This is a genomic window from Chryseobacterium cheonjiense (assembly GCF_012927265.1).
Classification (GTDB): Bacteria; Bacteroidota; Bacteroidia; order Flavobacteriales; family Weeksellaceae; genus Chryseobacterium; species Chryseobacterium cheonjiense.
In genome coordinates this window covers 270,558-281,397 of record NZ_JABBGF010000004.1, presented here as the reverse complement: position 1 = coordinate 281,397, position 10,840 = coordinate 270,558, and the positions used below count along the sequence as shown (strand labels likewise).

The window sequence follows — 10,840 nt, the reverse complement described above, 5'->3', positions numbered from 1 at the left end:
AAAGGCTTTCGGATATTAAACTGAACCGGGACGGTTCGATTGTTTTGGCCGGAACCAGTGCAGAAGAGCTTGGAAAAGAAAACTGGAAGATTGTCAAGCTGGGCGATAAGCAGATTGACCAGCTGATTGAAAAGCAGGATATTAAGGTTTACCCGAATCCGGTGAGTGAGTATGCATATGTAGAAATTGGCTTCCCTTCGACAAGCTCAGGACAGGGGTTTGAAGCAGAGATTATTGTATATGATATGGGAGGAAGACAGCTTCAGAGCTCAAAAACTAAAAATAAAGTTACCAAGATCAATACCCAGAACCTTATTCAGGGAGCGTATCTGGTGACCGTGAAAACGAATGATAACAAAACGGCGAGTGCTAAATTGATTAAAAAATAAACATAACAATTAATGAAGAAAAAGATATATTCAATATTAGTTTTATCTGCTTTGTTAAGCAGTAGTAATGTTTTCGGACAAATCAATTATGAAGTTCCGAAATTTCCTAAAACCCCAGAATCTTCTAATTTCACTAAGTATATAGACATCCCTGTAAGCAAATATACAGGCGTTCCAAGTATAGAAATTCCCTTAATTACGATAGAAGAAAGTGGACAGTCTTTTCCAATCATTTTAAAATACCATTCATCCGGAATAAAGGTGGATGAAATAGCATCCAGAGTTGGTTTAGGATGGTATTTGGATATTGGTGGAGCCAAAATGAGCAAGCAAGTTTATGGATATCCAGATTCTGCTCCAACAAATACATTGCCTTTAAATTTTAATATTAATACTGGGAATATTTGCTGTACAGCAGATGAATATAAAGCATTGTGGGCATTAGGATATTCAGGTCCTAATCTACTGACCCCTAAAGATACTGCTCCAATAGACCTCATGCCCGATATTTATGATTATAGTGTAAATGGAAAATCGGGTAAATTTATTCTGGATCAAGATAAAATTCTGATGCTTCCAAAAGAAGATGTTAAAGTAAGTATTGGTAATGAACCTTTGCTTAAAGATAACAATGGTAATCTTTATGAATTTATAGGAACAAATACCATCACATCAAACAGTGGATATAATAACATAGGCGATGTATTTTCTCTACAGGGTGGCAACCAATGGCAGACTCGAAAAATTACATTAATTAATAACAGTTCTGTTGATTTTCTGTATGATAAGACCGTAAATTATCAGCAACTATTGCCCACATCCAATAAAGAAACATTCCCTTTCCCCACAGATAACTCATATTTTCCTCCCGATATTGAAATTGATAACCCTTATACTTATTTTCTACAGGGAAATACCGAGAAGCTGATTACCGAAATCAAGTACTCTGCAGGAAAAGTAGTATTTGAATATTCTCTCAATGAAAGAGAAGACCTGCCTGGTGATTTTTCTCTGAAAAGAATTGTGAGCTATGATAAAACCAATAGGATTATCCAAGATTACTCCTTTATTTATTCTTATTTTAATTCTAACGAAGATGTAGATGCTCTGCCCGTTTCTAATACAGCTTTAAAAAATTCATTAACCAAAAGACTGAAATTGACAGAAATAAAAAACAATGTCCACTCAACTTCCCACAATTTCGAATATTATGAAAGCGCTCAGCTACCACACAGGCTATCCAATTCAATAGATTACTGGGGGCTTTACAACGGACAAAACAACCCGCATAAAATACCCGCACTTATCTACAACAATAGGTATTATGAAGGAGCCAATCGAGAAGTGAATGAAAATTATGCAATTACAGGATTATTAAAAAAGGTGATATACCCTACAAAAGGATATTCGGAATACAAATATGAATTGGATGATTATTATTTTAACAATACCGAGAACAGCTATTCTAAAAAGCTAAAGACGTCTCTACATATAGAAAATGAAAGTTATTCTGAAATTCTCTTTACTACTCCTAATAATACCTTCAGCTATAGCTTAATGTTTAACAGCAGCCATAATATGTATAATGGCAATACCAACTCAATCCCCGAAAACGGCACTTTTTGTAAGCTTGAAGTTCTGGAAAACAATGTGTTGTTAAAAAGTGTAAATATTGATAATATATACAGTTTGAGTTTGGATCCTAATAAAAATTATAAATTCAAATTAAAAAATGAGGGTGTTTTACCAAACAAATGTAAAGCAGAATTATACGGAATTGAAATCACACCAAACTTTGTGAAAAATAAAAAAGTTGGCAGCTTTAGAATTAAACAAATTGATTTTTTTGATGGAACTTCTGCAATGAAAAGGACATATTCATACAATCTGAGTACTGATGCATCAAGCGGTAACAACCTGGAGGAAGAAAGAATATATACAGGCATCAGCGAAGCTCCTAAAGATCTGAATGGGAATACCAGAAAAACCCTTATTTTCAGCAGTGATTCATTTAATCATGCATTGCCTAAAGCAGTGGGCTATTCTTTTGTAACAGAAAATTTTGAAAATGGAATCTCTTCTTACAAAAAAGAATTTATTTTTACCAATTCGTACAAAGATGAAAACAGAAATCAGGATATTGACTTGAATGTGCCTTATAATTATAAAGATTACAAAAACGGATTACCAGTAAAAGAATCATCATATAACAGCAATGGTACAAAGTTAATAGATAAGGAATTTTACTATGGTTTTGATAATTATTTCAATCAGTTCTCCTACAGCCCTTTTACTAACGGAAACCAAAATGACGATGTATATTGGGCAATAGCACTAAAACCCTATTCTGTTGAACAGACACCAATATCAGGCTTGGGTTATAAAGTACATTTTAAGTATGCTAATTATCCAATATCATCTTCCTGGGTAAAACCTACAAAAACAAAAATAACAAAATATTTTAATGGAACTGCCATGGAAGAAATTACAGATTATTATTATGATAATAGCTATAAACATTTAAATCCTATTACCCAAACCAGCACTTCTCCCGATGGCAGCATAACAGAAAATACTTACCAATATGCCCACGAGAAGAACAACCAAAAGCTGATCAATGCCAATATGATTGGTATTCCTTTGGAAACGGCAGTAATAAAAAAACAGAATGCTTCTGACCAGGGCAAAACCATATCAAGAACTGAGACGAAGTACGACAATGCAGCCAATTTATTTCCAACTTCTGTAATTTCCTATGATTTGCAGAGTACAGCTTCTACGGAAGTTACCTACGATCAATACGACAGTAAAGGTAACTTACAACAATACACCGCCAAAGATGGTATTTCAACAGTTATTATCTGGGGCTATAATCAAACCCAACCGATTGCCAAGATAATAGGAGCTAAGCTATCCGATATCCAGCAGTCTCTTATCAGCAGTATTGTGAATGTTTCCGACCTGGACGCTTCCAATCCATTGAATGAGCCGGCATTGATCACAGCGCTGGATGATTTCAGAAAAAATTCTAACATGGCAAATTATCAGGTAACCACTTATACCTATGATCCACTGATCGGCGTTACCAGCATTACCCCGCCATCAGGAATCAGGGAAGTGTATATTTATGATTTCGCCAACAGGTTAATGGAAATAAGAGAAGGCAGCCAAACCGGCAAACTGTTAAAAGAATTCAAGTACAATTACAAAAACTAAGACTGATGAAAAAGATATTAATTCCAATTGGCGCTTTGCTTTTATCCGGTTTAGTTCATGCACAATTGAGCCCGACAGAAAACTACGTCTATACAAAAACCTATTTAGATTATAACGGAACCACCGCTACCAAAACTTCAGAAACCGTTCAGTACTTTGATGGTTTGGGGAGACCCAAGCAGGTAGTGAATATCAAAGCTTCCCCACAAGGGAAAGATGTGGTAACCCATATCGAATACGATGGTTTCGGAAGACAGGTGAAAGATTACCTCCCGGTTCCCCAGCAGGGAACACAGAATGGAGGAATTTACACCTCTCCGCTGAACAATGCCACCCAGCCAACGCTTTATGGTCCGGAGAAAATCTTTTCAGAGAAAATTCTGGAAAGTTCACCTTTAGACAGGATCTTACAGCAGAAACAGGTGGGCAATGCGTGGAATGATAAACCCGTACAGTTTGAATATTCCGCCAACATTGGCAATGATGTGTATCATTTTGTCACCACAACTATCTGGGAAAACGGAGCTACAAAATCCAGCGTGAGCTTATCTTCAACACCAGCCTACGCTGCCAACCAGCTCTACAGGAATGCAGTTATCGACGAAGACGGGAATAAAACCTACGAATATAAAAATGGTGAAGGACAAACACTTTTGGTGAGAAAAATGATCTCCGATACAGAATATGCCGACACCTATTATGTATACAATGAGTACAACCAGCTGGCCTTTGTAATCCCGCCAAAAGCAGTGAATCAGACTATTACCGAAACCTTGCTCAATGATCTTTGTTATCAATATCGTTACGATGGCAGGAACCGATTGGTAGAAAAAAAGCTTCCGGGCAAAGGATGGGAATATATGCTCTATGATAAGCAGGACAGGCTGGTTGCAACCCAAGACACTGTTATGAAAGAAAAAGGGCAATGGCTCTACACTAAATATGACCAATTTGGAAGAGTGGCCATTACAGGAATTGGAACAGGGTCTGACAGAAGCACTGAACAGGCGGAAGTTAACGGAATAAGTCCCAACAATGTCAAGAGAATACAGACTGTTCTTTTCAACCGCCAAGGAATGGATGTATATTATGATACACCGGATAGTACTTATCCTAATTCAAGCAAATGAGTAACCTTATTATCTTTAAACTATTACGATTCTTACCCGGGATACAGCTTTAACCCAACGTTCCCGACAAATATTTTAGGAGAACCCACTCTTACCGAAACGCCTACCGCAGAAGGGTCGAGTACCAAAAGCCTTCCGGTAATGAGTCTTGTGAAAAATATTGAAGATGATAACTGGACGAAGAATTACACCTATTACGACAAAAAAGGAAGAACGATTGGAAGCTACTCCATCAACCATTTAGGCGGCCGTACTGAGGTAAAATCCAAACTGGATTTTGCAGGCGCGGTTCAGCAGAGCATTACCCGCCACAAAAGGCTGGATACCGACACCGATAAAGTAATTACGGAAAATTTTGAGTACGACTCACAAAACAGGCTCAAAAAGCATTATCATCAGGTAGACAGCCAGCCACAGGAACTACTGGCAGAAAATACTTATAATGAACTTTCTCAGCTATCCAACAAAAAAGTAGGAAACAATCTCCAAAGCATAGATTACACCTACAATATCCGTGGCTGGTTGAATAAAGTGAATGATCCTTCCAACCTTGACGGAAAGCTGTTCGGATATGAAATGAAATATACCAACCCGGTATACACTTCACTAACTTCCGGGAAATACAACGGCAACATTGCAGAAATTGACTGGGCTGCTTCGGAGGAAAATATATTGAAAAGATATTCCTATCAGTACGATGCACTCAACAGGCTGCAAAAAGGAACGTATTCCGAACCTAATTCTTCAGTACCGCAGAACAATTTTTATAATGAAGAGTTATCCTATGACCTGAACGGAAACATCCAAACCCTGAAAAGAAATACCAAAAACTATTATTCCGTTGCAGAGCAGATCGATCAGCTAAGTTACATCTATTCGGGAAACAAACTGCTTACGATTAACGATACTTCCATGAATTATGCAGGATATCCTGATACTTCGGGCATGACCATCGGGTACGACAACAACGGGAATATGAAAGACCACAAGGATAAAGGGATATTGAATATCAATTACAATCACCTTAATCTCCCGAGCTATATTCAATTCAGTAATTATGTTTTAAGGAATAGCCAGAACGTTTATGTCAATACCCAATACCTGTATCGTGCAGATGGGGTGAAGCTGAAGAAAAAATACAATTTCTTCTCCGGCAGAAGGCAGAGCGACGCCAGCCAGACCATGGAATACCTGGATGGGTTTCAGTACAGCTATGAGGTTAATAATCTAGGGTTTCCGTCATCTCCGAATGGTTTACAATTTGTACCCACTTCGGAAGGATATTATGATTTTAATCAAAATAAGTATATTTACCAGTACAAAGATCATTTAGGAAACATGAGACTGGCTTTTTACAGAGACGCATCAGGAAATGCAGCCATTGATAAAGCAACCGATTACTATCCTTTCGGGCTGGAGTTTGGGAATGCAATGTCGTATGGAAGCATAAGTCCTAATTATTTCTACACTTACAACGGCAAAGAGCAGCAACAGGAAACCCAAGGGCTGGACTATGGCGCAAGAATGTATATGCCGGATATCGGACGATGGGGTGTTGTGGATCCGTTGGCGGAGACTTCGAGAAGATGGAGTACTTATACATATGCATTTAATAATCCTATAAGGTTTATTGATCCCGATGGAAGACAGGCTATTGATCCGATTTATGGAAGAGTAAGTGCATTTAGTAATAAGCTTAAGTTAATAGGTGATGATGGGAAAAATACAGGAAAAGCTTATATAGTAACTGGAAGTACAAAAAAAGCTGTAGAAGCAGCAACCAAAAAAGGTGAAACATACACCGGTGGTTTAAATGAAGGAAAAAATGTTGCTCTTATTCCTACTGGAAATAGACTAAATAGTGTTTTGGAGTCAGTTGCTGACACTAAAAAATCGGGTCGTGAAAATGGCGGCTACGCTTTTATTGGTGATAAAAATGTAACAAGAGGTGACCAGGGAGGTGCCCCAAAACAGTACTATGATGATAAAGGAAATATTGTTACAGAAGCTTCTATGCAAGTATTTACATCTAATGGCAAAGGAGGACTTCCAAAAAATGCATCAAACCTAGAAATGTGGTGGCATGATCATCCCGATACTATTGTAAATATTCTTTCTCGTAAACAGTTAGGTGATTCTACTCCTTCTGATGCTGATTTGAGCGTTCAAGGTATTTTGGAGCAAAGAGGTTATAAAGGTAATTCATTTGTTATCGGTACTAATAGTAATGAAGTTACATATTTTAATGGAAATGGTACTCTTGTAAACGCAAACTATTATGACTGGAAAAATGCCGGGATAAATGCAACCGTAAATTATGTAAACTCTATTATTACAAATCTAATATTTAATCCATGAAAAAGCTATTAATTTTTACAAACATATTGTTAGTATTATTTTCATGTCAGGCTCAACATACAGAGAATGACATTTTAAGTAAGAATAAAAAGCTTTATAACAAGCTATATCAAACAAATGGAAATATTTTTGCAATAGGAACTTCCAATTTTGAATCATCTTATATGTGGAGTTATGCTAAGGAAAATATAACTGTATATAATCTAGTAAGGGGAAAAATATCTTCAAAAAAAATAATATATCTTCAAAATCATGATCAGAAGTGGTTACATACACCAGCTAAAGATGACTTTGGGTTAGATCAATGTATTGCAACAGATGGATTTGTATTATTATATAAAGTTAAAAATGATATATCATTCATAGAAAGAAGATTTCCTATTACACTTGATTGTATGAAAAGTGGTACATATGAATCAGATTTTTTCAAAAATTTAGTTAACGATATTAATTCTTATAATATTGGATGGAAAAACATAGTAATAAATTAACACCCGATCTCCCTCGCTCGTGCTGGTAACATAATAAATAGCCCATCGCAATGCGTGAGTTTGAAAAATTTATGCGTAGTATAAGTACAATAGTAAGGAACTTCAAGAGACAGGAATGTATGATTACGGAGCGAGGATGTATATGCCGGATATCGGAAGATGGGGCGTGGTGGATCCGCTCGCAGAGAAGATGACAAGATTTAGTCCTTATTACGCTTGGGAAATATTTAGGAAGTGATGGAGCAACAACCAAAAACCTCCGAGTAATATACAAAAATCATTGGAATAATATTACATCTGAGAACGGAGGCTCTTTGTCAACAGTAGCAACACAGGCTTTGCAGAAAAGCAGCTCTATAGTTATAGTTAATAATACTCAAATAAATGCTGATATTAACAATGCTAATAATGAAACGATTGCAGACCAAACTAAAGAAAGACAGGTATATGTGGGTATAAGTGTCACAAGAGGAGATATTCCAACTGCGGAAATAACTTCAACAAGAGGACCCAATGGAATTGATGGAAAGACTACCATAACAATGTTTAATATGACATCTTCGTATTATGATAAACCAACATCTCAACGTTTAAATATTCCTATATATGCTGTAGATTCTTACACTGGTGTTCAAACAAATGGTAATGCAATACATAGAGTTACACCTAATGGAGTACAAACTAATAATATTGGCACTACTAAAACTAATAATATAGGTCAAGAATCACTAAATCATTTTATAGAAAAACAAAAAAATCCGTAATGAAAAAAAACATATTAATCCTATTGTTGTATTTTTGTTTGTTGGGTTGTTACTCACAAAAGAAAACTTCAGATATAATTTATTTTCTACCCACCTCTGTTACTGAAATCCTAAATAAAGAGGTTCAAAAAAGAGGCAAGGAAAGTAAAGTTTATGTGGTTTTAGACAAAAAAAATGAAGAGACCTATATTTTATATTTGAATAATTTATCTATGCCATCTGAAAATTTTTGGATAGAAAATAGTAATAGGTCTATTTTTTTAGAGAAAAGATTAATTCCTCTTTATTTTTACACAGATGAATACTTTTCATTTGCAGAAAAAGGAGAAAATGTATTAAAAAAATTAGGAACCGAAGAGAATATTAAAAGAGTTATTAATATTCGAGAAAACACTTTTTCTGTAAAATTCAAACTTAATGGAGAAATTATAAAGTAACCCCTTTGCTGACAAGTGCCCCATTCGTGCCGGTAGATAAAATAAAACCCACTGCAATTACGGTGGGTTTTGTTTTATAATGCAGCTACATTTTTATTAAAGAAGTCTTTAAATTTAGTAGTGAAGTTTTATCAATTTAAAAATGTTTTCTAATTCTTCTGCGATGACTTTATTTTATGTTAATAAATTTTTTGAAAACAATAAAGTATATTTACAACTATGCAGATCATTTAGGAAATGTAAGGTTAAGCTACTTTAATAATAGCAACGGAATAGAAGTTTTTGAAGAAAACAATTATTATCCTTTCAGGTTGAAGCATGAAGGGTATAATGCACTAGCAGGGAATCCTTTTTATCAGTATAAGTACAACGGGAAGGAGCCGCAAGAGACAGGAATGTATGATTATGGAGCGAGGATGTATATGCCGGATATTGGAAGATGGTGCGTGGTGGATCCGTTGGCGGAGAAGATGACTCGTCACAGTCCTTATAATTATGCGTTTAATAATCCGATCAGGTTTATTGATCCTGATGGAAGAGAGGCAATGAAGCCTACTCCTAAAGAAGCTGCTGCAATGGCTGCCCACGTTTATGGCGATAAAAAGGATAATATTCTGATTGGCGGCTGGAGGGTTTCTCAAAGAGATTTTGGTAGTAATGTTCAATTAGAGGACAAAGCATCAGGCTTTAAGTCACAAGTTTACGAGAGGGTTGTTGATGGGAAGGTTACGGAATATGCCTATGCTACAGCCGGAACAGAAGACCTGGCTAAAGATGGGGTTGCGGATGTAGCGCAACCATTAGGAGCATCAAGCCAATATTCGTTATCTGCGACAAATGCGACGGAAATTTCCAAACAGTTGGGTGATACAGAATTAACCTATACAGGTCATTCTCTAGGCGGTGGTTTGGCAGCACTTAATTCCAACCTTACCAGAAGGGAAGCCATAACTTTTAATGCTGCGGGAGTCGGAGCTGCAACAAAGTTTCTAAATGGGAAAAACAATTCTGATATGAAAGGCTGGTTTGGTGGTTTTACTGCAACCTTTAGGACGGAAGGACTCATCAATGCTTATATAATGAAAACTGACCCCTCTTAATATAGCTCAGGATAAAAGTTTGCTGATGCCTGATGTAAATGGTAAAAGGCATACTGTCTGGCCAACCAGTGCGAGTTCGGTCTATAATGGGTACAGTATGGATAATATGTTGAAAGAATTTGGAATTAATCCTAAAAATATGCGAAATAATATGAAAAGAATTTTGCTATTATTTTCTTTGTTATTATTGGCAACATCCTGCAATAAAATAGACAGAGATAAAAAAGTAGATAAAAATAAAATTTTAGCAGGAGATTATAGATTGTTCCAAGATACTCCAGCTTGGGAGCTGGCAAAAGCAGTTCAAGATAATGACATTGGTAAAATAGATGAAGAGATAAAAAAGAATCCTGAGGTATTAAATTATCAGGAAAAGATATATGGAAATACACTATTACATTTGAGTATATATAATAATAGTTATAAAGGCTTTAAAGAGTTGTTAACATTAGGAGCCAATCCTAATATTGCAGATTCTATGCAATGTAGTTCTCCTTTGATAATAGCTTGTGCAAGCTTCGACAATACAACAAAATATGCTGAGGAATTAATTAAACATAAAGCGAATGTTAACTACATTGAATGCAGCACGGGTAAAAATGAGCAAAAAATGTATAGAACTCCTTTAATCACGGCATCAGGTAGAAACCATTTAGATATTGTAAAACTTTTAATTGATAATGGAGCAAAAGTTAATTACAATGATGGAAGTCAAGCGGGTTCAGCTTTAGGTTCAGCAGCTTTAGCAAGTAATTATGATATCGTATTATACCTTTTGCAACAAGGGACTGACTGTAGTAAAGTTTTATATGAAAAAGGAGGAGCAGTTAATCCTAAAGATATTTATATGAAAAACTGGATAGAAGATGAAGCAGACCATTCTGCGAAAGAATACTCTGAAATAAAAGAGCTTCTGAAGAAAAAAGGATGTTTATAGGACTTAATCCTAAATAAC

At 35.9% G+C, this 10,840-nt stretch carries 9 protein-coding genes and 2 pseudogenes; all 11 read left to right on the top strand.

Annotated features, from left to right (window positions below; translation table 11 throughout):
- A partial coding sequence (locus tag HHL20_RS18985; protein ID WP_169232718.1) for a T9SS type A sorting domain-containing protein occupies window positions 1–389 on the top strand: 389 nt, incomplete at its 5' end.
- Between the two features lie 12 nt (window positions 390–401).
- Window positions 402–3,605 carry a hypothetical protein gene (locus HHL20_RS18980; RefSeq protein ID WP_169232717.1) on the top strand — a complete coding sequence of 1,068 codons (3,204 nt, stop codon included), beginning with the start codon at window positions 402–404 and terminating at the stop codon, window positions 3,603–3,605.
- 5 nt (window positions 3,606–3,610) lie between these two features.
- The gene (locus tag HHL20_RS18975; protein WP_169232716.1) at window positions 3,611–4,735 is read left to right on the top strand and encodes a DUF6443 domain-containing protein; all 1,125 of its coding nucleotides are present in this window, start codon (window positions 3,611–3,613) and stop codon (window positions 4,733–4,735) included.
- A 141-nt stretch (window positions 4,736–4,876) separates the two neighbouring features.
- Complete coding sequence (locus HHL20_RS18970; protein ID WP_169232715.1) at window positions 4,877–7,093, top strand: RHS repeat domain-containing protein; 2,217 nt, start codon at window positions 4,877–4,879, stop codon at window positions 7,091–7,093.
- A complete protein-coding gene (locus HHL20_RS18965) occupies window positions 7,090–7,584 on the top strand; it encodes a hypothetical protein (protein WP_169232714.1) in 495 nt (164 codons plus the stop codon). The genes HHL20_RS18970 and HHL20_RS18965 overlap by 4 nt, the downstream gene beginning before the upstream one ends.
- A 79-nt stretch (window positions 7,585–7,663) precedes the next feature.
- Window positions 7,664–7,795, top strand: a pseudogene (locus HHL20_RS19775) (RHS repeat-associated core domain-containing protein); the annotation flags it as partial.
- Window positions 7,796–7,898: 103 nt separating this feature from the next.
- The gene (locus HHL20_RS18955; RefSeq protein ID WP_169232712.1) at window positions 7,899–8,348 is read left to right on the top strand and encodes a hypothetical protein; all 450 of its coding nucleotides are present in this window, start codon (window positions 7,899–7,901) and stop codon (window positions 8,346–8,348) included.
- Entirely contained in the window at window positions 8,348–8,785 is a 438-nt protein-coding gene (locus HHL20_RS18950; protein WP_169232711.1) for a hypothetical protein, read from the top strand. Before HHL20_RS18955 ends, HHL20_RS18950 begins: the two co-directional genes overlap by 1 nt.
- 203 nt (window positions 8,786–8,988) lie before the next feature.
- Window positions 8,989–9,324 (top strand): annotated as a pseudogene (locus HHL20_RS19590) (RHS repeat domain-containing protein); the annotation flags it as partial.
- Window positions 9,325–9,330: 6 nt separating this feature from the next.
- Window positions 9,331–9,885: a lipase family protein gene (locus HHL20_RS19585; protein ID WP_317166060.1), complete on the top strand. Its 555-nt coding sequence runs from the start codon at window positions 9,331–9,333 to the stop codon at window positions 9,883–9,885.
- Window positions 9,886–9,910: 25 nt separating this feature from the next.
- Window positions 9,911–10,822 (top strand): ankyrin repeat domain-containing protein, encoded by a 912-nt coding sequence (locus tag HHL20_RS18940; protein ID WP_169232709.1) that lies wholly within the window; start codon window positions 9,911–9,913, stop codon window positions 10,820–10,822.
- Window positions 10,823–10,840 lie beyond the last annotated feature (18 nt).

Bases quoted from the DNA above. Each gene is read 5' to 3' on its own strand.
- HHL20_RS18975 (WP_169232716.1), top strand. From the start codon at position 3,611: ATGAAAAAGATATTAATTCCAATTGGCGCTTTGCTTTTATCCGGTTTA.
- HHL20_RS18965 (WP_169232714.1), top strand. From the start codon at position 7,090: ATGAAAAAGCTATTAATTTTTACAAACATATTGTTAGTATTATTTTCA.
- HHL20_RS18970 (WP_169232715.1), top strand. From the start codon at position 4,877: ATGAGTCTTGTGAAAAATATTGAAGATGATAACTGGACGAAGAATTAC.
- HHL20_RS18950 (WP_169232711.1), top strand. From the start codon at position 8,348: ATGAAAAAAAACATATTAATCCTATTGTTGTATTTTTGTTTGTTGGGT.
- HHL20_RS19585 (WP_317166060.1), top strand. From the start codon at position 9,331: ATGAAGCCTACTCCTAAAGAAGCTGCTGCAATGGCTGCCCACGTTTAT.
- HHL20_RS18980 (WP_169232717.1), top strand. From the start codon at position 402: ATGAAGAAAAAGATATATTCAATATTAGTTTTATCTGCTTTGTTAAGC.
- HHL20_RS18940 (WP_169232709.1), top strand. From the start codon at position 9,911: ATGCCTGATGTAAATGGTAAAAGGCATACTGTCTGGCCAACCAGTGCG.